At 38.6% G+C, this 22,315-nt stretch carries 25 protein-coding genes and 3 pseudogenes; 8 read left to right on the top strand and 20 right to left on the bottom strand.

The annotated features are described in order from the left end of the window. Positions 1-28: 28 nt before the first annotated feature. The 5 genes and pseudogenes from HRU79_02375 to HRU79_02355 all read right to left on the bottom strand — a co-directional run bounded on the left by HRU79_02375 (position 29) and on the right by HRU79_02355 (position 4,371). Positions 29-601 (bottom strand): DUF3347 domain-containing protein, encoded by a 573-nt coding sequence (locus HRU79_02375; protein ID QOJ25550.1) that lies wholly within the window; start codon positions 599-601, stop codon positions 29-31. 12 nt (positions 602-613) lie between these two features. Continuing rightward, positions 614-2,743: pseudogene (locus tag HRU79_02370) on the bottom strand (heavy metal translocating P-type ATPase). Between the two features lie 28 nt (positions 2,744-2,771). Beyond that, positions 2,772-3,314: a DUF3347 domain-containing protein gene (locus tag HRU79_02365; protein QOJ27247.1), complete on the bottom strand. Its 543-nt coding sequence runs from the start codon at positions 3,312-3,314 to the stop codon at positions 2,772-2,774. Between the two features lie 160 nt (positions 3,315-3,474). Further along, the gene (locus tag HRU79_02360) at positions 3,475-3,849 is read right to left on the bottom strand and encodes a hypothetical protein (protein QOJ25549.1); all 375 of its coding nucleotides are present in this window, start codon (positions 3,847-3,849) and stop codon (positions 3,475-3,477) included. Between the two features lie 156 nt (positions 3,850-4,005). Continuing rightward, complete coding sequence (locus tag HRU79_02355; protein QOJ25548.1) at positions 4,006-4,371, bottom strand: hypothetical protein; 366 nt, start codon at positions 4,369-4,371, stop codon at positions 4,006-4,008. A 107-nt stretch (positions 4,372-4,478) separates the two neighbouring features. Here HRU79_02355 and dcm point away from each other — a divergent pair, with 107 nt between their 5' ends. Next, on the top strand, positions 4,479-5,843 hold the full coding sequence (gene dcm, locus HRU79_02350) for a DNA (cytosine-5-)-methyltransferase (protein ID QOJ25547.1): 1,365 nt from the start codon (positions 4,479-4,481) through the stop codon (positions 5,841-5,843). Here dcm and HRU79_02345 read toward each other — a convergent pair. After that, positions 5,804-6,490, bottom strand: coding sequence for an NgoBV family restriction endonuclease (locus tag HRU79_02345; protein ID QOJ25546.1), 687 nt, complete (start codon positions 6,488-6,490; stop codon positions 5,804-5,806). The two genes, dcm and HRU79_02345, sit on opposite strands and share 40 nt — an antisense overlap. A gap of 501 nt (positions 6,491-6,991) precedes the next feature. Here HRU79_02345 and HRU79_02340 point away from each other — a divergent pair. The 3 genes from HRU79_02340 to HRU79_02330 all read left to right on the top strand — a co-directional run bounded on the left by HRU79_02340 (position 6,992) and on the right by HRU79_02330 (position 8,187). Next, positions 6,992-7,204, top strand: a complete 213-nt coding sequence (locus HRU79_02340) for a transposase (protein ID QOJ25545.1) — start codon at positions 6,992-6,994, stop codon at positions 7,202-7,204. 216 nt (positions 7,205-7,420) lie between these two features. Then, on the top strand, positions 7,421-7,681 hold the full coding sequence (locus tag HRU79_02335) for a transposase (GenBank protein QOJ27246.1): 261 nt from the start codon (positions 7,421-7,423) through the stop codon (positions 7,679-7,681). Continuing rightward, entirely contained in the window at positions 7,567-8,187 is a 621-nt protein-coding gene (locus HRU79_02330; protein QOJ25544.1) for an IS3 family transposase, read from the top strand. Before HRU79_02335 ends, HRU79_02330 begins: the two co-directional genes overlap by 115 nt. A 412-nt stretch (positions 8,188-8,599) precedes the next feature. On the opposite strand, the gene ygiD is transcribed toward HRU79_02330, so the two are convergent. The 6 genes and pseudogenes from ygiD to HRU79_02300 form a co-directional block, all read right to left on the bottom strand. Next, on the bottom strand, positions 8,600-9,481 hold the full coding sequence (gene ygiD, locus HRU79_02325; GenBank protein ID QOJ25543.1) for a 4,5-DOPA dioxygenase extradiol: 882 nt from the start codon (positions 9,479-9,481) through the stop codon (positions 8,600-8,602). A gap of 155 nt (positions 9,482-9,636) precedes the next feature. After that, a pseudogene (locus HRU79_02320) lies at positions 9,637-9,944 on the bottom strand (phosphoribosylpyrophosphate synthetase). Positions 9,945-10,007: 63 nt separating this feature from the next. After that, the gene (locus tag HRU79_02315; protein ID QOJ25542.1) at positions 10,008-10,790 is read right to left on the bottom strand and encodes an SDR family oxidoreductase; all 783 of its coding nucleotides are present in this window, start codon (positions 10,788-10,790) and stop codon (positions 10,008-10,010) included. Between the two features lie 12 nt (positions 10,791-10,802). Then, positions 10,803-11,331 (bottom strand): annotated as a pseudogene (locus HRU79_02310) (polyisoprenoid-binding protein). Between the two features lie 95 nt (positions 11,332-11,426). Continuing rightward, entirely contained in the window at positions 11,427-12,257 is an 831-nt protein-coding gene (locus tag HRU79_02305) for a helix-turn-helix transcriptional regulator (GenBank protein ID QOJ25541.1), read from the bottom strand. A gap of 349 nt (positions 12,258-12,606) precedes the next feature. Beyond that, complete coding sequence (locus HRU79_02300) at positions 12,607-13,314, bottom strand: tetratricopeptide repeat protein (protein ID QOJ25540.1); 708 nt, start codon at positions 13,312-13,314, stop codon at positions 12,607-12,609. A 447-nt stretch (positions 13,315-13,761) separates the two neighbouring features. On the opposite strand from HRU79_02300, the gene HRU79_02295 reads away from it, so the two are divergent. From HRU79_02295 to HRU79_02280, 4 genes are all read left to right on the top strand, one after another. Then, positions 13,762-14,058, top strand: a complete 297-nt coding sequence (locus HRU79_02295) for a transposase (GenBank protein QOJ25539.1) — start codon at positions 13,762-13,764, stop codon at positions 14,056-14,058. Between the two features lie 133 nt (positions 14,059-14,191). Then, entirely contained in the window at positions 14,192-14,452 is a 261-nt protein-coding gene (locus HRU79_02290) for a transposase (GenBank protein ID QOJ27245.1), read from the top strand. Next, positions 14,338-14,781 (top strand): hypothetical protein, encoded by a 444-nt coding sequence (locus HRU79_02285; protein ID QOJ25100.1) that lies wholly within the window; start codon positions 14,338-14,340, stop codon positions 14,779-14,781. Before HRU79_02290 ends, HRU79_02285 begins: the two co-directional genes overlap by 115 nt. Beyond that, positions 14,721-14,960: a transposase gene (locus HRU79_02280; GenBank protein QOJ25538.1), complete on the top strand. Its 240-nt coding sequence runs from the start codon at positions 14,721-14,723 to the stop codon at positions 14,958-14,960. Before HRU79_02285 ends, HRU79_02280 begins: the two co-directional genes overlap by 61 nt. 201 nt (positions 14,961-15,161) lie before the next feature. On the opposite strand, the gene HRU79_02275 is transcribed toward HRU79_02280, so the two are convergent. The 8 genes from HRU79_02275 to HRU79_02240 form a co-directional block, all read right to left on the bottom strand. Next, complete coding sequence (locus tag HRU79_02275) at positions 15,162-15,560, bottom strand: cupin domain-containing protein (GenBank protein ID QOJ27244.1); 399 nt, start codon at positions 15,558-15,560, stop codon at positions 15,162-15,164. A gap of 77 nt (positions 15,561-15,637) precedes the next feature. Beyond that, entirely contained in the window at positions 15,638-16,690 is a 1,053-nt protein-coding gene (locus tag HRU79_02270; protein QOJ25537.1) for an NAD(P)-dependent alcohol dehydrogenase, read from the bottom strand. A 12-nt stretch (positions 16,691-16,702) separates the two neighbouring features. Continuing rightward, the gene (locus HRU79_02265; protein QOJ25536.1) at positions 16,703-16,939 is read right to left on the bottom strand and encodes a tautomerase family protein; all 237 of its coding nucleotides are present in this window, start codon (positions 16,937-16,939) and stop codon (positions 16,703-16,705) included. A gap of 109 nt (positions 16,940-17,048) precedes the next feature. Next, complete coding sequence (locus HRU79_02260) at positions 17,049-17,927, bottom strand: helix-turn-helix transcriptional regulator (protein ID QOJ25535.1); 879 nt, start codon at positions 17,925-17,927, stop codon at positions 17,049-17,051. 430 nt (positions 17,928-18,357) lie between these two features. Continuing rightward, complete coding sequence (locus tag HRU79_02255; protein QOJ25534.1) at positions 18,358-18,993, bottom strand: hypothetical protein; 636 nt, start codon at positions 18,991-18,993, stop codon at positions 18,358-18,360. Between the two features lie 166 nt (positions 18,994-19,159). Next, on the bottom strand, positions 19,160-20,839 hold the full coding sequence (locus tag HRU79_02250; protein QOJ25533.1) for an AlwI family type II restriction endonuclease: 1,680 nt from the start codon (positions 20,837-20,839) through the stop codon (positions 19,160-19,162). Continuing rightward, on the bottom strand, positions 20,832-21,746 hold the full coding sequence (locus tag HRU79_02245; GenBank protein ID QOJ25532.1) for a Dam family site-specific DNA-(adenine-N6)-methyltransferase: 915 nt from the start codon (positions 21,744-21,746) through the stop codon (positions 20,832-20,834). The genes HRU79_02250 and HRU79_02245 overlap by 8 nt, the downstream gene beginning before the upstream one ends. After that, positions 21,743-22,054, bottom strand: coding sequence for a helix-turn-helix transcriptional regulator (locus HRU79_02240; protein ID QOJ25531.1), 312 nt, complete (start codon positions 22,052-22,054; stop codon positions 21,743-21,745). The genes HRU79_02245 and HRU79_02240 overlap by 4 nt, the downstream gene beginning before the upstream one ends. Between the last annotated feature and the right edge of the window lie 261 nt (positions 22,055-22,315).

Genomic DNA, 22,315 nt, shown 5'->3' with positions numbered 1-22,315 from the left:
CATTCACATTTATTTGATGTTGCCGGGGTTACGGCTTAAATTCTTTTACCACTTCCCCACAGGTCAGCATATCTTTACCGAAATAAGGGTTTTTAACTTCTTTGCTGTCGCTTATCCAATCTGCTCCCTTTTCATTACTTGCCATCGGACAATGAATTTGATACAGCTTTTGGGGCGCACCCAAAAGAGTAATCAGGTCTAATACATCTTTACTTAAAAACTCCAGATGCTCTCTTTGGTGGTCAATTTTACCTGCATTGTCTCGAATATGTTCTGCGTTTTCTTTTACATCAGCAGATAATTCCATAAACTGTTTCATTTTGTTGGCAGCAATGCTATTCATATCCACATTTTCCAAGCCGGAGAGAAGGCTTTCTCCAGCTTCTGCGGCACCTTTGCTGTTATCGGCTGCAAGTGCATTGTTCAATGCCAGATAGCCTGATAAAATTGGTGCAATACCATCTTTTCTGACTTCTGTCTTTTCAGATATTACACTTATTGTATCAACGGTTGAATTATCCTTATTTGAAGAATTATTGCACGAAACGACTGTAGCTACTATAAGAACCAATGCTATAATTTGAATTTTAATATTTTTCATTTTTCTAAATTTTTAATATTGTTTAATTTTATTTAATTTTAAAAGTGTGGCATTAAATGCCACTATAATAGTGCTTAAGCTCATCAATACTGCACCCATAGCAGGACTTAAAACAAAATTCGGGTAGAGAACACCTGCTGCAAGCGGAATCGCAATAATGTTGTAACCCACTGCCCAGGCAAGGTTTTGAACCATTTTTTTATAAGTTCGGTTGCCGAAATCAATCAATTTTACTACATCTTCTGGGTTACTGTTTACCAAAATAATATCGGCTGTTTCGGCTGCCACATCTGTACCTGAACCTACGGCAATCCCCACATCTGCTTGTGCCAGAGCTGGTGCATCGTTTACACCATCACCTGTCATTGCTACGATTTCACCTTTCGCCTGAAACTCTTTTATTTTTTCCTGTTTTTGGTGGGGAAGTACATTTGCCAGATAACCATCCATCCCTAATTTATCAGCTACAGCTTTGGCTATATATTCATTATCGCCTGTGAGCAAAAATGATTTGATATTCATTTTTCGCAATTCGTCAATTGCCTGTTGAGAGCCGTCACGAATACTGTCAGCCAAAGTAATAATCCCAATTATCTCATTATCTATTAAAACAAAATTTACGGTTTCAGAATGTTGATTGATTTCTTTTGGAATTTCAGGAATTGTATGATTATTCTCTTTGAAATAATTTGGTCCTGCTGCTACAACTTCCTTTCCATTTACACCCCCTCTCACACCAATACCTTGCATATAGTTAAAGTTTTCAGACTTCCATAAAGTAAGATTCTTCTCTTTTAACGTCTGCATCACACCTTTTGCAATATGATGTTCTGAATTTTGCTGAATAGCTGCTGCATATTGAATAATTTCATTCGCAGAATATTTATCTGTCATTGGAAAGATATTTTCCACCCTGTGAGAACCTTCGGTAAGTGTTCCTGTTTTGTCAAAAATAACAGTAGATAATTTTCGTGTGGTTTCAAATGCAGTTCGGTTGCGAATAAGTAAACCGTTGGTTGCCGAAAGCGTTGTGGAGATAGCAACTACTAACGGAATAGCTACCCCTAATGCGTGAGGACAAGCCGTTACCATCACCGTAACCATTCTTTCTAATGCAAAAGCAATATCGCCACTACTGCTATACCAATAAATGAAGGTGCTAATTCCAATGGCAATGGCGATGAAAGTAAGCCATTTGGCTACTTTGTCGGCAAGATTTTGCGTATTGGATTTTGCTTCCTGTGCAGCTTGAACTAGATTGATTACCTTATTGAGATAACTGTCTTTTCCAACGCCAGTTGTTTTTATCTTCAACGCACCGTCACCATTGATAGAACCCGCAATTACTTTTCCATCCACTTCTTTTTTTACGGGAACACTTTCTCCCGTAAGCATACTTTCGTTTACAGAAGAAAATCCTTCAATTACTAATCCGTCCGCAGAAATTTATTCGCCAGGTTTAATGATAACCTTTTCGCCATTTTTCAGTTCTTCGAGTTTTATTCTTATTGCTTCACCGTTACGCTCTACGGTAACATCGTTTGGTAATAAGGCTACTAAAGATTGTAATGCCTTTGATGCTGCCATTTGAGAGCGCATCTCTAACCAATGTCCCAAAAGCATAATGACAATAAGCGTTGCCAATTCCCAGAAAAAGTCCATACCCTGCAAGCCAAAAACAACAGCAACGGAATAGATGTAAGCAACAGATATGGCTATGGCAACAAGTGTCATCATTCCTATGGCTTTGGCTTTGATTTCGCCAATCATTCCTCTAAGAAAGGGCATTCCTCCATAGATATAAATGGCTGTTCCCAACGTTAGCAACACATATTTATCTCCCGAAAAAGAAATATGAAATCCTATCCAAAGTTGTATCATTTCTGAAAGCAAAAGGATTGGAATAGTCAATATCAGCGATATCCAAAAGCGTTTCATAAAATCACTTGTATGGTGTCCTTCGTGTTTGTTATAGCCATTTTCTGAATGATGGCTATGATTAGAATGTTCTTTGTGTGTGTGATGAATGTTCGATTGATTTTTAGAGCTACCCATCGGCACTAAATCCATTCTGCAAAGCGGACATTTACCCGGTTCGTCCTTTATCACCTGTAGGTGCATCGGGCAAGTATATTTTTTCATCGTTTCATTGATTTAAAAGTGTTAACAATTACTTTAATGTTTCTACTGTGCTACCGCAAGTCAACATTTTTGAACCGTAATACGGATTTTTGATTGCATTTTCTTTACTTAACCAGTTTGCGCCATTGCCACCGTTTGCCATTGGACAATGTTGGTAGTAAATCGGGGCATCCTTCCTAGACACTTTTGCCAATTCATAAATGTTCGTTGATAGAATGACAAAGGCTTCTCTTTGTTTGGTAATATCTTTGGAAGTAGCCATCTTTTCGGTATTTGCCGTTAAATCTTTCATTACTTTCATCCAAACTGTATGTTCGTCAGTCGAAAGTTTGGTCATCTCTACCGCTTTGATAGCTTTTAGCAATTCTGCAGCTTTTGTAGATGAAGTACCTGCATCGGCTTTTACCAAAGCATCTTTTACGGCAAAATAACCTTCAAAAACAGCTTTTAGTTGGTTTATTTCCTGCTTTTCGGTTGTTGCCGTATGGTTTGAATGGTCGTGTGTTTCAGTTTTTGAGTTTTTAATTTGAGCATTACTAACTCCGAATGACAGCATTACCAATGCGGTCATTAAATATTTTAATGATTTACTCATAATGATAACATTTTGAGAAGCGGAATTTGTGAACTCCGTTTAATTTTTGAAATTTCTAATTTTTATTAATATACTAATTCTGAAAGCATTTATTTTGCTTTCAACAGAACAGTCCTATGGCTGTTAAGTCAAGAATTTAGCTTATTTTTGGCGGTTGCCAAATAGAACGGAAACCCGAAGAGATGTAGGTTTCTGTATAGAAGAAATTCAGTTTTTTAGCGTAGAAAACGCTATGTTTCAGTTCGGGAAAAATAGGTAGTGCAATAGTGATGTTTATAGTTGGGCAATGGCAAGATGAATTTCCACATTGTCCGTTACAGTCGTCATCGTTTTTGTCATCTTGTGAATGACTTTTTTTGCAACAGTCTTTCGAATCACCTGTTTGTGAAGTGCTTTTCTCGCAACAAGATTTTTCTGTTTTTTCAGTCTTTTTTCCACACGCATAGGTTAATGTTGGTGTCAGAAAGAAACCAAGCATCATAATCAGCAATATGGAAATTTGTCTTGTCATAAATTCAATAACGCAAAGTTACAAATTATATTTTATCGAGCGTTGGTAAAATTCAAGCTCTTTTGGTTTTTTAGTTTGAGCTTTGCGTGTCGGCAAAAACCAAATGTGCTTGAATGTGCGGTCGGCTTTTTTACAATGAGGCATAACGGTTCTCAGCTATACGCAGGCAGGGATTTTAACCACTAAATTTCCTACGAAGAACTGAACTTTAAATTTAGCACTTTCCTGTCCTACGAAGCATGAAACCCCTGCTTGCGTATAGGTGATGTTGGGTGCCGTATTTTTATTTTTGTCAAATAATTTGCATATATGATAATTTGTCTCTAATATTGCAAACACAAACTTGTCAATTATGGTCAGTTGGAACGATAAAGTCAAACGACTTCTTAAATCTGAACTTGTCAAACGTGGCGTGTCCAACGCTGATTTGGCTGTTCTCTTGAACGAAATAGGTGTCCACGAAACTAAAGCTAGTATTGATAGTAAAATTAGTCGTGGAAGTTTTAGTGCCTGTTTTTTCATACAATGTCTTTCAGTAATTGGGTGCTCAAAAATTGAAATTGAAGAATATGAATCATCAATGTTAATTGCAGCCGAACCAAATGTCGAATATAATAAAAAGTCAAGCAATGGAAAGTAAGAAAATTAAATTCATTGATTTGTTTGCAGGTCTAGGTGGAATTAGACTTGGTTTTGAAAATATCTTCAATGGGCTAGGGTATGAAACAGAGTGTGTAATGACTTCTGAAATAAAACCGTATGCCGTTAAAACATTGAAACATAATTTCAAACACGACTTTTTGGCTGGGGATATTTTTGAAATTAGAAATGAGTTCATTCCTGATTTTGATTTTCTGTTAGGTGGTTTTCCTTGCCAACCTTTTAGTGCAGGTGGAAAAAGACAAGGTTTTCTTGATACAAGGGGAACTTTATTTTTTGAGATTGAACGCATTTTAAGAGATAAAAAACCGTATGGTTTTATTCTTGAAAATGTAGAAGGTCTTGTAAAACACGATTTAGAAAATAAGAACGATGAAATTGGCAGAACTTTGTTAACGATTTTACATACTCTTGAAAATGACTTAGGATATAAGGTATCTTGGCGGGTTTTTGATTCCATTGAGTTTGGTTTACCACAATCCCGAAAACGTATTTTTATTGTTGGCACTAAAGACCAAAAAGTTGAATTAAATGGAAATGAACCAAAGTTTTCAAAGCTTGAAAGTATTCTTGAAAAAGGTCTTGAACCTTTGAAATCCGACTTTGTAGATAAACTATTATCGCATTTTGAAATTAAAGATTTGTTTGGAAAATCTATCAAAGACAAGCGTGGCGGAGATAATAATATCCATAGTTGGGATATTGGAATAAAAGGAGAAGTAACAGACGAACAATGCAAACTTTTAAATAAGTTGTTCAAGGAAAGAAGAAAAAAACAATGGGCAATTGAGATTGGCATTGATTGGATGGACGGAATGGCTTTAACTCTTGAACAAATAAATACTTTCATCGATAAACCTAAAAGCGAATTAAAGTCAATGTTAGATGACTTGGTTAAAAAGGGTTATTTGAAGTTTGAACACCCGAAAAAATTAGTGAAAGAGCAAACTGAAAATGGAGTTAAAACTTACCGTGATTACGATACTACAAAACCAAAAGGCTATAATATAGTAACAGGAAAGTTGAGTTTTGAAATTAATAAAATTCTTGACCCAAATGACATTGCTCCAACTTTAGTCGCTACAGATGTTTCTCGTCTTGCTGTTCCTGATGGAAATGGATTAAGACGTTTAACTATCCGTGAAGGTTTGCGTTTATTCGGCTATCCTGAATGGTATGAAATTCCGACAAAAGAATATGACGCTTTTGATTTGTTAGGAAATACAGTTGCTGTTCCTGTTGTTGAATTTGTTACTTCAAGAATTGCAGAAGTTATGTCGTCAGAAAGTCTAAATCATTTTACGACCAAAGAAACTCCGGTGTGTGCTTCGTAATTTTTCAGAACGTTTTTAAGCCAATGCCCATTTCCGTGTCTGGTTTGTGGGTATTGGTATCTTGTCTCATTCAGTGCTGAAAGAAATTCTTCTTTTGAAGAAAAAGGCTTAAAAGTTGTTCGTTCTGAATACCACGTTGCTGGTCTTAGATTATAAATAACTTGCTTCTTTTCTTGCACTTTAATTGGATATGTTCCACTGGGACAAGACAATTCCCATATTTTTTTAAGCCAAACATTTTTGATTGTTATTTGACTGCCTTCCATTTGGTAAGCAAAAATCAAATAGTCTGAATCTATTCTGTAAGCGTTTTCAAGTAACGAATTGCAATAAGAGTCAAAATTGGCAAGGTCGAAACCTGGCCCACGATCCCAATCGAAAGTTTTGACTTCTAAAAGTCCTTTCTTTTTGTTTTCTGTGTCAAGGTGAAAGTCTGGAAAGGTCTGTGAGTTTGTGTTTTCTTCAAATTCAACATTTTCTTTTTTCATCCAAGCTTTTAGCCATTCTTGTAACAGATTTCCAACGGTGTCTTTTGTCTCAACTGCAATTGTCAAGTTTTTGAGTGAGAAGTTAATAACTCCTTTCTCTCCAATTATTTTGTATTCGTCTACAAGCTTTTTATATAGTTGTTCTCCTGTTACTTTCATCTGTTTTATTAAAGTCGCAAAGTTATTGTTTTATTTCGTGATATTGTCTTTCGGAGCGGGTTTTCCAATATGGCACCCAACTCGCTTATACATGCAATAATACTGCATAAATATACATAATATTAGTGGCTTGGTGTAGGTTGTTTGTTACAAATCATCAAAGATGCAGTCCTTCCTTAGTCGGACGGAACCGACGCTCCACTATACCATTAAACTGCGGATAACACACGGAAGAGCGACGGTGTTCTAAACTGCTGCCTGCGATGTATCCTTTGAATTGAATGGCGATAAAGTGACTTCCCGTGTCGCTCACTATGCCGGGCCTTGCTTGTGGATACGTCTTAGTGCTGGTTGTATAACGAGGTCGGCATCTCCCGGGTTCCGGGTAAGTTGGTTATTCCATACATTCAGCTACGGGAATACGATGCCCTTTTGAACCCGGCCTGAATTGAGGTACAGAAAGATAAACTGTATTTTTCAATTCAAGAAAGGAGAACCGCAATGGCAGGTAAACGTACACGGCAGCCAATAGAGGCTCAGTTTAGAGCTGAAGCGCTGCGTCTAGTAAGGGACCATCCCGAGCGTCAGAAGTCCAGTATCGCCCGTGACCTTGGCATCGATGCTAAAACGCTGTATGCTTGGATACAGGCAGATAAGAAGAGCAAATCATCACAGCCAGATGCTTTGGAAGCGAGCGCCGAGGAAAACGCCTGACTGCGTCGTGAATTGAAGGTGGTGACTCAGGAGCGCGACATCCTAAAAATGCCATCGGTATCTTCTCTCAACGGCCGAGATGAGATACGACTTCATTGAGCGTCATCGCTCGAAATGGCCGTTAGACGTGATGTGTCGAGTCTTGCAAGCTTCCCGTGATGGCTACTATCAGTGGCGCAAGGGTGTTGAGGGAAGTGCAAGCAAGAAGATCGCGAACTGCTTGCTCAGATCAATGAGATCTATCAGGCAACGGAGAGGAGCTATGGTGCCGAGTGGATCGCTCATGATATCAGGAAAGGCGGGAGACGTGTCGGAAAGACTCGGGTTCGTCGGCTCATGAAGCAAAACGGTATGCCTGTTCAATGCAAGAACACATGGAAATGCATGGCAACGACGAATTCATCGGAGACGTATCACCCTCATCGGATCTCGTGCAGCGCGCGTTCCACAGGACTGAACTGGACGAACTGTGGCTGAGCGACTATTCTGAGCTTCCGGCGATCGGTCCAAAGATCTACGCCGTGGCGATCAAGGATCAAGCATCGCACCGCATTCTTGGTATCCACGTTTCGCATGATTTGCATGTTGGAGCGTTGTTCAAAGCATTCCATCAAGCCGTGATCGCGCGTCGGCTGAAGCACAGGACATTAGAGGTGCCCATCATCATCCACTCCGACCAAGGAGGGCAGTACAACTCATATGCATTCAAAGATGAGCTCAAGAAGTACGGCCTCGTTAGTAGCATGGGCTCATCAGGCGACTGCTATGACAATGCTCCGATGGAATCGTTTTGGGCCACGATGAAGACCGAGTTGATGCATCACTTTCCATTTCGTAACGTCGAACATGCCGCAGGTGCCATCTATCGATGGACACATCTGTTCTACAACCAACGCCGCAGACACACGTCAATCGGTGGACTCTCGCCCGTGCAATTCGAAGCCGATTGGTATCAACGCAATCGATCAGTATGTTGTACTTAAACTTTCGTACCTCGAATTAGGCCGGGATCACATTAGCGTCTTTTAAATGGGCTATAACGGTTCGGGTATTGGCGAAGGCGGGGACTTTTACCACTACTTTTCATACGAAGCCGAACAGTTCAAATTTACGAAAAACTGTCAAACGGAGAACAGAACCCCCGCTTGCGCCAAACCGCTGTTACCTGCTGGCCTTCTGTCCACCGTGCACTGTATGCCTTGTCAACATTGAGTTTCTGTGTCATTGTCTGCTGTGTTTGTCGGGCTGTGTGTTGGTGTATTTTTATTTTTTTGAAGCGTTGGGAAATTTTAAAACAATTTTGTCTGCGTTGGCAAAGCAAGCTTTTTGACAAAGCATTGGTTTTAGCGTTGGTTTGTGTGGCTTTGGCAATGTGCTTGCTTTTGTGTTTTGGTCTTATCCAATTTTCAATGATGTCATTGTCAACGAACCTGCAACGGCTTTGTCGTTAAACAATTTTACTTCTTCATTTTTATCTTGTAATGCCAATGAATAAAGTAATGGCAAATAATGTTCGGGTGTTGGTATAGCTAAGTCAAATGCTTTTCCTTGCGAACGGAAATTAATTAACTGCTTATGGTCGCCATTTAGAATATAATTTTTCATTTTCTCGTTAGCTTCTATTGCCCAATCAAAGCCAAAAGTTTCATTCAATCTTTTCCATTCCACCATTCTTAAATTATGAACAATATTGCCGCTACCTATAATAAGCACACCTTTTTTGCGAAGCGAATTGATTTGCTGTGCTAATTCGTAGTGATATTGTGGTGTTTGTGAGTAATCTAAACTCAATTGTATTACCGGAATATCAGCATTTGGATATAAATGTTTTATTACGCTCCAAGCTCCGTGGTCTAACCCCCATTTATCATCCAAGCCCACTTCTGTTTTCGTAATGAGAAATTTAGTTTCCTTTGCTAAATCAGGACTTCCCGGTGCGGGATATTGCACTTCAAATAATTCTTTCGGGAAGCCACCAAAGTCGTGAATAGTAGTTGGGTTTTTCATTGCAGTTACAAACGTCCCTTTGGTTTCCCAATGTGCCGAAATGCACAGAATAGAATTGGGTTTTGGAATATCTTTGGCGATGTTTCTAAAGCCTGTTACAAATTCATTTTCTTCAATCGCATTCATTGGACTACCGTGTCCTAAGAACAACACAGGCATTTTAACAGTGCTGTCAAAAATTTCTGTGATTTTATTTAATTCATTCAGTTTCATTGCTGCTGCTGTTAATGGCAAAAGTGCCAGTGATTTAATAAATGTTTTTCTGTTCATTATACTTTCAATAATCGTTTCGCATTGTGGTCAATATTAATAAACGGACCTACCATTCGCTTTTAGCGAAAAGGGAGTAACCGACCAACCAAAAATTTACCAATATCGGCTGCTCTTTCTTCTATGATTAAATTGATATTGGACATAACGATAATTTAATTTTTGTGCTTTTTTAGTTTCTCAATCAATTTTGTTAAAGCAGAATCTGCATATATACTGTATGCATTCACCAAAAGCCCTTTCACCTGAAGTTCTTTGGATGAAATAGCATACAGAATACTTTCATTATCTATATCTGACATTTCCTGAAAACGATACACTTCATCAATCTCAAATTCGTCAGGTTGGAGTTGCAAGTTGTTTTCAGCACAATGAATGCAATCTTTGCTTACATTGAAGTTGAAGGTTAGCCTTTTTTTGCAAGGTCGTTTATGGCTTCGGATAATGTGGTGTATGTTTTCATATTATAGAGATTTTAATTTTATAAAAGGTTAGCATTTGTTTATTCAAATGCTAACCTTGATTTTTAAGAGTTTCCATAGATGTTTGATTCTCCACCATCAATCGCTATGGTCTGTCCACTCACATAGCCGTTGTCTTTGCTCAATAGAAAGGCAACTAATTTGGCTACTTCGTGAGGTTGACCTAATCGTTTGGTTGGGTTGCGTTGCGCATACTCCGTTTCTGCTACTTTTGGATTGTCAGGATTCACTTGTTTGAATGCTTCGGCAACCATAGGAGTTAAAATTGCTCCGGGTGCAATGGCATTGGTAAGAATCCCATCTCTGCCGTATTCCAAAGCTGCGTTTTTTGTCATCCCTGAAACAGCGTGTTTACTTGCCACATAAGGCATTTGGTTTAACACGCCACGAATACCGCCAACAGAAGCCACATTCACAATGCGACCAAATTTTTGTTTTTGCATCACAGGAATTACATAACGCATTCCGTAATACACGCCCATCAGGTTAATGTCAATTACTTTTTTGAAAACATTCACATCATAGTCGGTAATACTTGCCTGCTTCCCTTCAATACCCGCATTGTTGTATAAGCCGTCAATTCTGCCAAATGCTTTTACCGCTTCATCTACATAATTTTTCACGGCTTCTTCATTGGATACATCTGCTACAACAGTGATGACTTTTACATCAGGAAATTCTTTAGCGATTTCCGTTTTTGTATCTGCCAAACCTTTTTCGTTGTAGTCAACCAATACAAGATTTGCACCTTTTGAAGCCAGTTCTTTTGCTGCTGCATATCCAAGTCCCATTCCGGCACCTGTGATAATGATTACTTTATTTTTCATTGTTTTTTATTTTTAAGATTGTTTTACAAATTGAATTTCACCGTAGATTTTTACGTCTTCACTAACCAAAATACCACCTGTTTCCAATGCTGCGTTCCAGTTTAGACCCCAATCCTTGCGGTTGATTTTTCCGCTGATGGAAAGTCCTGCTTTCTCATTGCCCCAAGGGTCTTTATTGATTCCGCCAAATTCTACCTCTAACGATATTTCTTTGCTGATGCCCTTGATGGTAAGCAAGCCTTTCAACTCATACTCATCATCATCTTTTTGTTTGAATGAAGCACTTTTAAAAGAAAGTTCTTTGTGGTTTTCCACATCAAAAAAGTCGGATGACTTTAAGTGATGTTCTGTCGGTATTGTTCGTATTGATGGATGCTGCATCAATAGTTACAAGAACGTTTGATTTAAAAATGTCTTCTCCATCTACTTCTACCGAATAGTTCTTGAGCTCGCCTTTTACATTGGTAATCATCATATGTTTTACCTTAAAAGTAAGCTCACTGTGCGTTGGGTCTAAAACCCATTTTGTTTTTGTTTCCATTTTATCTGTTTTTAAATGATTAATAATTTGATACTGCAAAGGTGCAACTATTTAAAGGGCAAAGGGTAACAGTATTTGGAAGAAGAGTTGTAAAATCAGGAAAAGAGCTTTTTCATCTCTTCCCGAAATTCCGAAGGAGTTTGTCCGCTTCTTTTTTTAAACACGTTGGTGAAGTACGCTTTGTCGTTAAACCCCAAATCAAATCCGATTTCAGAAATGTGCTTGTCGCTGTGGGTCAACTGATTTTTGGCCTCAATCAATTTTCGGATTTCAATGAGTTCACTAACCGTTTGGTTAAGAATATTTTTGCAAATCAGATTTAGATTTCTTGCCGACATAAATAATTTCTCGGCATAAAAGTCAACTCCTTCCGGTCTGTGGTAATTTTCTTCAAGGATTTTTAAAAAGTTGTGCAGGGTTGTGTTTTGTGTTGTTGCCAATCCGTTGGATTGGGGTGTTATTTTATTCTTTTCCGATTCAATCATAATGAATAAAGCACTGAGCAGATGCCGCACCACACTCAGGTCAGGATTTTCCTGTTGCATTTCTTGGTCAATAATTTCGCAAATCGAAACCAACCGCTTGAAACAATCTCCACTTGGCAGTTTTAGCGTTGCGTGGTTGTGAAAGGAAGCGTAAAGCTGGAAAGTGATTTCAGGAATAAACTCGCTTTTAAACCGAATCACCCACATATCGCACTTTCCGTTTTTCAATTTCGGGATTACACGGTGAACCTTACATTTTGTAACAAAGCTTACCAGTGGGGCATCAAGGATATTGGTGTTAAAATCAATAAAATGTTCCAATTCTCCTTCAATACCAATAATCAACTCTTCAAAATTGTGTTGATGTGGTTCGTCAGGTGAAGCACTTATTTTGGTTGCTTCTGTCTTGTCTACTTTAAATATTTTGAAAAGTTCATCCATTATCTCAAAGTTGTGATTTTATAAGAGCGTTCGGTAAAATGTGCCATTTGTGTGGCTGGCTAAAATTGTTTTTAAAAAATGTACGGTGGAAAAAAATAAAAATACAGAAGCGTTGGCTTTTGGGTCGGCTGTCTGATAGTTCGTTTTTCCAGTCACTTGTTTATGTTTTATTCTGTCGTTCATTCTTGTTATGTGGTCTTTTAGGCTTGCAGGTAACGGTTTGCAGCTACCCGAAGGGCGGGATTTTTAGCACTAAACTTCATTCGGTGAACTGAACTTTCGGCTACCACAAATGTGTCTGTGAAGCACGAAACCCCGCCTTTTGGGTAGGTGCTGTTATAAGCCGTTTTTATTTCTTCCGCTTGCATTTTTTCATCAGGTCTTTAGTGTAGTCTTCGGTAATTGGTTGTCCACCGAGTTCTTTACAAATGTCATAATATTTCCAAGCGTTGTCACAGTCTCCTTTGTTCCAATAACAAATTGAAAGTTTAAAAGTCGTGTTTTGGTCTTTCGGGTCAAGGTTATATGATTTGGTCAAATAGTCAATTGCCTTTTCTAAATTTGTCAAGGCACCTTTTTTGTCTATTGGTTGCAGTCCATAATATTGAGCCATAAAATAAGTCCCGTAATCTGTCAAAAGGTGAGTGTTGTCCGGATTAATTGCAAGTCCTTCTAAATACTGTTTTTCAGCTTTTGAGTAGTCTCCTAAAGTCATATAAACAGCACCAAATCCCCAATAAATGTCCGTATTTGTCGAGTCAAGTAAGTACGCTTGATTAAAGCGATACATTGCAGTTTTTATATCTCGATATAGATATTTAAAGCCTAAACTTATCAAGTGGTCAGACGCTTTTCTATTGGTAGAATCTTGCTTGAGTGCAGTTTCAATAAACTCTTGGTCTGATTTATTTTGAGCTTCGGTTTTTACTGCGTGTCCATACTTTGGTAAAAGTCGAATGTTAGTTTTTGCTTCTTCGTTCCATTGTTCCAAAGTCATTTGTTGTCCAAATGCAGTCAATGTAAAAAATGTAATTACAAATGTTAGAATGTTTCTCATTGTTGTCGTTTTAAAATGGCTTATAACTCGCTTATACATGCAATAATACTGCATAAATATATATAATATTAGTGGCTTGGTGTAGGTTGTTTGTTACAAATCATCAAAGATGCAGTCCTTCCTTAGTCGGACGGAAGCGACGCTCCACTATACCATTAAACTGCGGATAACACACGGAAGAGCGACGGTGTTCTAAACTGCTGCCTGCGATGTATCCTTTGAATTGAATGGCGATAAAGTGACTTCCCGTGTCGCTCACTATGCCGGGCCTTGCTTGTGGATACGTCTTAGTGCTGGTTGTATAACGAGGTCGGCATCTCCCGGGTTCCGGGTAAGTTGGTTATTCCATACATTCAGCTACGGGAATACGATGCCCTTTTGAACCCGGCCTGAATTGAGGTACAGAAAGATAAACTGAATTTTTCAATTCAAGAAAGGAGAACCGCAATGGCAGGTAAACGTACACGGCAGCCAATAGAGGCTCAGTTTAGAGCTGAAGCGCTGGGTCTAGTAAGGGACCATCCCGAGCGTCAGAAGTCCAGTATCGCCCGTGACCTTGGCATCGATGCTAAAACGCTGTATGCTTGGATACAGGCAGATAAGAAGAGCAAATCATCACAGCCAGATGCTTTGGAAGCGAGCGCCGAGGAAAACGCCCGACTGCGTCGTGAATTGAAGGTGGTGACCCAGGAGCGCGACATCCTAAAAAATGCCATCGGTATATTCTCTCAACGGCCGAGATGAGTTACGACTTCATTGAGCGTCATCGCTCGAAATGGCCGTTAGACGTGATGTGTCGAGTCTTGCAAGCTTCCCGTGATGGCTACTATCAGTGGCGCAAGGGTGTTGAGGGAAGTGCAAGCAAGAAGATCGCGAACTGCTTGCTCAGATCAATGAGATCTATCAGGCAACGGAGAGGAGCTATGGTGCTGAGTGGATCGCTCATGATATCAGGAAAGGCGGGAGACGTGTCGGAAAGACTCGGGTTCGTCGGCTCATGAAGCAAAACGGTATGCCTGTTCAATGCAAGAACACATGGAAATGCATGGCAACGACGAATTCATCGGAGACGTATCACCCTCATCGGATCTCGTGCAGCGCGCGTTCCACAGGACTGAACTGGACGAACTGTGGCTGAGCGACTATTCTGAGCTTCCGGCGATCGGTCCAAAGATCTACGCCGTGGCGATCAAGGATCAAGCATCGCACCGCATTCTTGGTATCCACGTTTCGCATGATTTGCATGTTGGAGCGTTGTTCAAAGCATTCCATCAAGCCGTGATCGCGCGTCGGCTGAAGCACAGGACATTAGAGGTGCCCATCATCTTCCACCACTCGACCAAGGAGGGCAGTACAACTCATATGCATTCAAAGATGAGCTCAAGAAGTACGGCCTCGTTAGTAGCATGGGCTCATCAGGCGACTGCTATGACAATGCTCCGATGGAATCGTTTTGGGCCACGATGAAGACCGAGTTGATGCATCACTTTCCATTTCGTAACGTCGAACATGCCGCAGGTGCCATCTATCGATGGACACATCTGTTCTACAACCAACGCCGCAGACACACGTCAATCGGTGGACTCTCGCCCGTGCAATTCGAAGCCGATTGGTATCAACGCAATCGATCAGTATGTTGTACTTAAACTTTCGTACCTCGAATTAGGCCGGGATCACATTAGCGTCTTTTAAATGGGCTATAACGGTTCGGGGCTTGGCGTAGTGGCGGCATTTTAGCACTGCCGTTGATACGAAGCACCACAGTTCAAATTTAGCAAAAATGTTCATACGAAGCACTTCACCCGCCATTACGCCAAACCCTTGTTACCAGCCGTTTTTTTTGTCGGTCAGTTTACACTTTTGTATTCTTCGTCTGTTACAGGTTGCAACCAAGTTACTTGAATGTCGTCTTTGTAGTTGGTAATGGCAATGTGTGTCATTTGAGTTGTTGCCGTTGCACCGTGCCAATGTTCTACATTTTCGGGAATGTTTACTACATCGCCTTTTTTAATTGGTTGTGCGGGTTTTCCTTTTTCTTGATAAAAACCGTTGCCGTCAATTACAATCAACACTTGTCCTTTTGGGTGCGTATGCCAATTTGTTCTTGCACCTGCTTCAAAGGTTACGCTACCTGCGGAAAATTCATTGTTTTTGTCTTTGGCAACTAATGGTGTGATAAAAGCGTTTCCTACAAACCAATCGTTTGGTAATTGCTGTCCTTTCGGAAATATTTCTGTTGTGTTCATTTTTGTTTCTGTTTTTGTGTTACAACTTGCAACGACTGTGGCTGTGATAAGTAAAGTTAGTATTCGTTTCATTTCAGTTAATTTTTGAGCGAAGCCATATCTACAACAAAACGATATTTTACATCGCTTTTTTCCAAACGTTCAAATGCTTCGTTAATTTGGTTTGTGTTGATTAACTCAATGTCGGGAGTAATGTTGTGTTCTGCACAAAAGTCTAATACTTCTTGTGTTTCACGAATACCGCCAATGTTTGAACCTGAAAAACTTTTTCTGCCGTGAACTAAATTAAAAGCACCAACAGGAAGTTGTTCAACAGGCAAACCAACTAAAACCAATGCACCGTCCACTTTTAGAATGTTGAGATATGCGTTTACATCGTGTTTTGCCGAAACTGTATCTAAAATCATATCAAATTTAGATTGTGCTTTTAGTTGTTCGTTGTCAGTAGATAAAACAACTTCGTCTGCACCTAAACGTTTTGCATCTTCGGCTTTGGAATTTGATGTTGTAAATACTGTAACATAAGCACCCATTGCTTTTGCAATTTTGATAGCAATATGTCCTAAACCGCCAATGCCAATAATGCCAACTTTTTTACCTGCTTTTATATTCCAATGTTTGAATGGCGAATAAACCGTAATGCCTGCACAAAGAATTGGTGCGGCACTTGCTAAGTCTAATGTTTCGGGAATATGCACTACATAATTTTCATCAACTACAATGCTTTCCGAAAAACCGCCATAAGTGATACCGCCAAAACGTTTGTCTTGTGAGTTGAATACAATAGTGCTTCCTTGTTCGCAAAATTGTTCTTCGCCTTCTTTACAATAATCACATTCGTGGCAACTATCCACAATGCAACCTATACCTGCTAAATCGCCAACTTTGAATTTTGTAACGTAGTCGCCAACTTTGGTAACTTTTCCAACAATTTCGTGTCCCGGAACAATCGGGTAGGTTGTTCCGCCCCATTCGTTTTTTGTGGCGTGTAAATCCGAATGGCAAATGCCACAATACAAAATTTCAATTTCTATATCGTGTGGTGCAACGCTTCTGCGTTGAATGTTCAAATTTTTCAATGGTGCTTCGGCAGTTTCCGTGCCATAAGCTTTTACCTGTTTTGTGTTCATTGTAATTGTTTTTTATAAATCGTTAATACTATATTCCGGCTTCTTGTATAGTTTGTCTTGTTGATTAAGAATGTCAGGTATAAATACCTTTTCTTTCCAATCTTTCGGCTCAAAATCTTCAATGGCAACAGAAAAAGAACCTGCACTGTAACCAATTACAGACATTGCCGTTTTGGTCAATTCTTCAGTCAATTTCTTTTTTTGTGCTTCTGTTTTTCCTGCCCAAAGTTTTACAATAATGTGTGGCATATTCTTCCTTTTTTTGTGCGACAAAATTAGCCCAAGCCGTCAGGCTTGGGCTATACATATTACCACAAAAAAGGAAACATTTTACTGATTAAAACAGACACACACATTTTTAATTATTGGCTACGCCAATTTGCTTTGATTGAAATTTGTTGCGATATTCTTTTGGCGTAAGTTGTGTATGTTTCTTGAACAGTTTGGCAAAGTAGTTCGGATATTCAAATCCTAATTCGTAGGCAATTTCAGCATTGTTCAAATTACTTTCTGTGAGTAACTTTTTTGCTCGGTTAATCACAAAATCGTGTATGGTTTCAATAGCCGATTTGTTTGTGAAGTACTTTATGATGTCGCCTAAATAATTAGATGATAAACGAAGTTGGTCTGCAAAAAACTGAACAGTTGGCAACTGCGTTGCTTCTGTGTTGTAATAATCGTTTAAGAGTTGTTGAAATTCAGAAACGATACGGTTATATTTTTTGATGTCAGTTGAAAACTGCCTGTGATAAAAAGTTTCTACCAACGAAACTAAAACGTGAACGTAAGAAAGCAAAACATTGTAACTGTTTTGTTTGGTATGATAATGCTTAAACAGTAAATCAAAAACTGTTCTTATTTCTTTTTCTTCATTGTCTGTTAGTTGCAATGCTTCGTGTTCGCCATAACCAAGATAGTTTTGGAAAAGAAAACGATTTTCGTCAATGAGTTTTTTAGAAATCTGCACATACATTCCATTAAAATTCTGTTCGATTTTCCACGAAAGTGGTTTGTCAGGACTTGTAAAAAATACACCAATTACGGGTTTGGGATTGTCGGGATTGTTTAAATCAATGTAATTGCTTTTTATGGAAATTCGGTAAAAGTCAATCATTACAGGTTCGGACTGTAAAAGCGTATTTTGTCCGTCATAGTAGCCGATGTCAATATTGTTGTCCAACGGTTTAGGAAGTCCAACATAGTTGTTAAAGGCTTCAAAGTCTTTGAGAAAAATCATATTGCAAAGATAAATATTTTGTTGTCTGTCTGCCCAAATCGTTACTTGTCGTGTTAGGCGGTTTGTCTGTCAGATAATTTTTTTCTAAAAGTCAGCGTTGGACTGTCCAGAGTAAAAGTTGATTAGAAGAACTGTTGCCAAAGTTTAGCACAAAGTTCGATGAAAGTTCGTCAAGGACAGTCCTACGATTACTTTTTCAAGTGTCGGATTGTGCGGTCGTCTAAAATGGCTGGTAACCGTTGAAGGCTTGGCGATGGGCTGGTATTCAATGAACATCCGCCCGAACGTTAGCCGATTGAAAAACTATAGCCGAAGATAAATATAAAAAGCCGATATTTGTTCGTCTGCTGGAACCGAAGCTGATAGCTAACTACAGCCGATTGTTATTCCTTCAGCCAGCCTATTGCCAAACCTAATGTTGGCAGCATACTCATTTGTCTTTCGTTTTAAGGTATTTATCTTCTGTACTTTCTAACGGGTCGGTTTTAAAGTAACCTGTCAATTGTATTTTACATTTTGTTTCGCCACGATTGGCAACTTCATAATAATCTTCGCTTGTCAACTCAATAATACCCTCCAGAACTTCTCCTTTTTTAAAAGTTGGTTTTTTAGAAAGTGTCAACTTGTATGTTTTGCAAGGAACAGAAACGCCAAATTCTAAACTATCGGTTTTGTGAAGTTTGTAAATTTCTGCGTCTGATTTTGCATAATGTCTAACAATGCAAGTGTCTTTGAATAACGCAATTTGATAACCGAAACCTGCAAACATTCCTGCAAACCCTGTTATGTTTATTGTGTCTCCGTCAAGAGTTGTAAACGTCATACATTCATCAATGCTTTTTCCCTTTGAATAAGTGTCGGCAGTTACGCTGTCGTTTTCATATAACTTAACGTCCATTGATGACATTGTTACGCCGTTGTATGATTTTACTTTTTTGTCCACTTTTTGTTTGATAGAATTGTCAACAATATAACTTCCATTGTCAAAAGGTTTCTGCGTCTGACCGCAAGATGTAATCGCGACAAGAAGAAATATAAGGCTAAAGAATTTTGTAAGTTTTGTCATTGGTAGGATGTCAGTTTGAGTTGCTGCCAACGGTTTGCGGCTTGGCGTAGTGGCGGATTTTTAGCACAAAAGTTTAAGCGAAGAACTGCACTTGAACCTAGCACAAAACTGTCATACGAAGCACTATACCAGCCATTACGCCAAACCGCTGTTAGCCGTTCGCCCTTCATTCTGTCAACCAATTTAGTGCTTCTTCTGTAATGCCGTTATACCAATCTACTTCATTGTCTGTCGAGTTTGCTAATTCATTTGAACGCTCGAAAAATCGTTGAACGTGTCTTGGCTCGGGAACATAGTTTGCATTATGAGAGTCCTGAACCATTTTAATAAAAACACTCAATGGTAATGGAACGATTGTAGAAGTCCCACCATAATATTGAATGTTCATTTTGTGTAATGCGTAAAAATGGGCTTTGCAAGCGTCATTTATGTTTGGTGCAATAAACAAACAGTAAGCAGGTTTTTCAGTTTCACGTTTATATTTTGCAAGGTGTCTTGTTACTGGCTCTCCTTCTGTTTCATATTGTCGTTGTCCACCTTGCATAGTTACTTCAACGGTTAAACCGAAGTCTCCATAATCGCAAACAATATCAGCCATATTACCCTGTGCCGTTGACATTGGATTTCCAAAATCGTCAAATTTTAGATTAGCTTTAATATCACCACCGTCCAACATAGTCATTGCTCGCCAAGTGTTCCACTCCAACATAAGTGGCGTATCGTAAAGTGAATTATCAAGTATTTGGTCAAATGTTGTGGAAATATCTTCAAACAGACGGTAGTCTTTGATTGCTGCAACTTGTTCTGTTATTATTTGCTCTTTTCGATTTTCTATTTGGTCTGCAAATAAGTTTTTGAGTTCTTGTAAGGTTGCAGTTGCAGAAAATTCAAGTTGCGGAAACTCTGCTCTAATTTTTTGTTCTAATAATTCTCTATTGTCTGTAAGAAGCGTTGGAATAAGTGGATTACCAAGATAAGCAACATATTGACCTTCGTTATCAATAAAGCAAGGTTCTCTATCTGTGTGTTGCAAGAAATAATCAACTTCTTGAATTTTCTCTGGAACAATTGAAAGAGACTTACCAATATGAGAAATATTAACTAATCCTGTTGCTCTCAAATAACGAACACAAGCATCAGCATAATCTCTCATATTACTTGCTTTTGTGCTTAAGAAGTTTGCAATTGAAGCATCATTAGTTTCTCGGGTTTTTGTATTTCCTGAACTAATATCTACACTATAAATCTCTCTTAATTCTCTGTCAAAATATTCAGCACGAAAACGCTTATAATTTCCTTCGTTTTGAGCCTTTGCTATTCTGAATTGATTGATTTTCTCAACTATTGTATCAAATTCTCTGTAGTCAACTAATTGTAAACCAAACATTTTTAACTCATCAAATTTCAATGAGCCAAAATGTCGAATGAGCGTGAATAGTTCAAGGTATGGCTTCACCCAAAATTCTGCTGAATTTGCGGTTGGTTTGTGAAATGGAGAAGGAACTTGAAATTTGAGTAACTGTCTTAAAAATATTTCGTCTTTTCTTCTTGAGTTTACAAGTTCTTCACCTGCTGGTGTAAGTTGAATTGTTGGGGAAAGAATTACAAAACCAAGTGCTTTTGGTGCTCTGTTTATTCTGTCTCTTGCACTAAATGCTGGGTCATTTGCACCTTCGCCATTGAAAAAGTTTTCCTCTCTCAATAGCTCCATAAAAGCTCTTTGAGTTTCGGTATTCCATCTTTGTCCTGCAAAATGGGCGTTCAAAAGCCCAATTTCAGGAATCATCTTTGCAGGTGTCCGTGGGGAAGTGGTTACAAAAATTACTTTACTGTCAATTCTAGCCATAGGAAACAGATTCTTCTTCTAGTATTAATTTGGGTTCTCTTTTTAATGCCTCATTGCCATAGTTAGAAATGAGAATGTGACTCGCTTCGGACTTAAATCTGTTTCTAATATTTACCGCATAGGACTTGCCATATTCATCTACAATGTGGTCGCCATATAATTTTTCTGTTAGTGGTGTTCTACCAATAACCATTAGTGCTTTGCACTTTAGTTTTTTATATTGGTTAGCTAATTCAATATGATTTTTTTCATTGAATCCGTCTTTGTGTTCAGCATTGCCATAATCAGAAAAAACGCAATCATATGGCGGGTCTAAAAACATAAAGTCGTCTTTGGTCGCCATTTGGAAAATCTCGGAATAGTCGAAATTATAAATTTCTGTATTAGCAAGTAATTTGCTGTGAGAACTTGTTACCAATGAAGTATTTAGGTTTGCATATCGTCCATAAGGCACATTAAATTCTCCTTTTGCATTGTAGCGTATCATTCCTGAATATGCTGTCTTATTTATGAAGAAATAAAGCAAAGCATCAGAGTATTTTTTTTCAGTTAGTTCATTGAACATATCTCTGATTTGATAATACAGAGGTTCGTTTTCGTCTTCAACTCTTTTATCTGGCGTTTTACTTTTAAGTTCTTCAAAATTTTTGCGGTTTATAGCGTAAACTCGCTCTATCTCCGTTAATTCTTTTTTGAGTGTATCAAAATCATTTTTTACGCCTAAATAAAACGATATTAGTTTTGAATTAATGTCATTTATAATTGCTCTTTTAGGCTGTAAATGAAAAAACAAAGCACCGCCACCAAAAAACGGTTCAATATATCGTCCGCTATACTGTGGAATGTGTTTAATCAAATGAGGTATTTCTTTTGACTTTCCTCCTCTGTATTTTACAAGTGGTTTCATACTTTGGCTGATTTACGTTTATATTGAACAATACTTTCAGCAACCACGTTTAAAATTTGTGTTGCTTCTTCCTCTTCGGCTATAATGTCGTAAACTTTGTCTGCCGACCATAAACGTATTAACTCTTTCGAGTCAACTTCAAGCAAGTCCGCAAGTATTGTTACTTGTTCTCGTTTCGCTCGTCTGTCGCCTTTTTCAATCTTACAATATGTCGCTGTGTCAATCTCTAACGCAGCAGCTAACTGTCGTTGAGGGATTTGTTTCTCCTCTCGAAGTGTTCTGATTTTATTACCAAAGATTGTTGACATAAGTTTGTCTTGACATTATTTGGCAAATATAATTCTTTTTTCTTTCGGTCGTCATATTTTTTTGCACGGTCTGTCTTTTTAGGGTGACGGCTAACTCGCTTATACATGCAATAATACTGCATAAATATACATAATATTAGTGGCTTGGTGTAGGTTGTTTGTTACAAATCATCAAAGATGCAGTCCTTCCTTAGTCGGACGGAACCGACGCTCCACTATACCATTAAACTGTGGATAACACACGGAAGAGCGACGGTGTTC

The sequence above is a fragment of the Ignavibacteria bacterium genome (genome assembly GCA_015709655.1).
GTDB lineage: Bacteria > Bacteroidota > Ignavibacteria > Kapaibacteriales > Kapaibacteriaceae > OLB6.
The sequence above is the reverse complement of the archived record's forward strand: the minus strand, read 5'-3'. Positions and strand labels throughout refer to the sequence as shown.

Excerpts from the sequence above, each read along its gene's own strand:
- HRU79_02375 (QOJ25550.1), bottom strand. The coding sequence starts at position 601 with ATGAAAAATATTAAAATTCAAATTATAGCATTGGTTCTTATAGTAGCT.
- HRU79_02365 (QOJ27247.1), bottom strand. The coding sequence starts at position 3,314 with ATGACCGCATTGGTAATGCTGTCATTCGGAGTTAGTAATGCTCAAATT.
- HRU79_02360 (QOJ25549.1), bottom strand. The coding sequence starts at position 3,849 with ATGACAAGACAAATTTCCATATTGCTGATTATGATGCTTGGTTTCTTT.
- HRU79_02355 (QOJ25548.1), bottom strand. The coding sequence starts at position 4,371 with ATGAAAAAACAGGCACTAAAACTTCCACGACTAATTTTACTATCAATA.
- dcm (QOJ25547.1), top strand. The coding sequence starts at position 4,479 with ATGGAAAGTAAGAAAATTAAATTCATTGATTTGTTTGCAGGTCTAGGT.
- HRU79_02345 (QOJ25546.1), bottom strand. The coding sequence starts at position 6,490 with ATGAAAGTAACAGGAGAACAACTATATAAAAAGCTTGTAGACGAATAC.
- HRU79_02340 (QOJ25545.1), top strand. The coding sequence starts at position 6,992 with ATGGCAGGTAAACGTACACGGCAGCCAATAGAGGCTCAGTTTAGAGCT.
- HRU79_02330 (QOJ25544.1), top strand. The coding sequence starts at position 7,567 with ATGCAAGAACACATGGAAATGCATGGCAACGACGAATTCATCGGAGAC.
- ygiD (QOJ25543.1), bottom strand. The coding sequence starts at position 9,481 with ATGAACAGAAAAACATTTATTAAATCACTGGCACTTTTGCCATTAACA.
- HRU79_02315 (QOJ25542.1), bottom strand. The coding sequence starts at position 10,790 with ATGAAAAATAAAGTAATCATTATCACAGGTGCCGGAATGGGACTTGGA.
- HRU79_02305 (QOJ25541.1), bottom strand. The coding sequence starts at position 12,257 with ATGGATGAACTTTTCAAAATATTTAAAGTAGACAAGACAGAAGCAACC.
- HRU79_02300 (QOJ25540.1), bottom strand. The coding sequence starts at position 13,314 with ATGAGAAACATTCTAACATTTGTAATTACATTTTTTACATTGACTGCA.
- HRU79_02295 (QOJ25539.1), top strand. The coding sequence starts at position 13,762 with ATGGCAGGTAAACGTACACGGCAGCCAATAGAGGCTCAGTTTAGAGCT.
- HRU79_02285 (QOJ25100.1), top strand. The coding sequence starts at position 14,338 with ATGCAAGAACACATGGAAATGCATGGCAACGACGAATTCATCGGAGAC.
- HRU79_02280 (QOJ25538.1), top strand. The coding sequence starts at position 14,721 with ATGGGCTCATCAGGCGACTGCTATGACAATGCTCCGATGGAATCGTTT.
- HRU79_02275 (QOJ27244.1), bottom strand. The coding sequence starts at position 15,560 with ATGAACACAACAGAAATATTTCCGAAAGGACAGCAATTACCAAACGAT.
- HRU79_02270 (QOJ25537.1), bottom strand. The coding sequence starts at position 16,690 with ATGAACACAAAACAGGTAAAAGCTTATGGCACGGAAACTGCCGAAGCA.
- HRU79_02265 (QOJ25536.1), bottom strand. The coding sequence starts at position 16,939 with ATGCCACACATTATTGTAAAACTTTGGGCAGGAAAAACAGAAGCACAA.
- HRU79_02260 (QOJ25535.1), bottom strand. The coding sequence starts at position 17,927 with ATGATTTTTCTCAAAGACTTTGAAGCCTTTAACAACTATGTTGGACTT.
- HRU79_02255 (QOJ25534.1), bottom strand. The coding sequence starts at position 18,993 with ATGACAAAACTTACAAAATTCTTTAGCCTTATATTTCTTCTTGTCGCG.
- HRU79_02250 (QOJ25533.1), bottom strand. The coding sequence starts at position 20,839 with ATGGCTAGAATTGACAGTAAAGTAATTTTTGTAACCACTTCCCCACGG.
- HRU79_02245 (QOJ25532.1), bottom strand. The coding sequence starts at position 21,746 with ATGAAACCACTTGTAAAATACAGAGGAGGAAAGTCAAAAGAAATACCT.
- HRU79_02240 (QOJ25531.1), bottom strand. The coding sequence starts at position 22,054 with ATGTCAACAATCTTTGGTAATAAAATCAGAACACTTCGAGAGGAGAAA.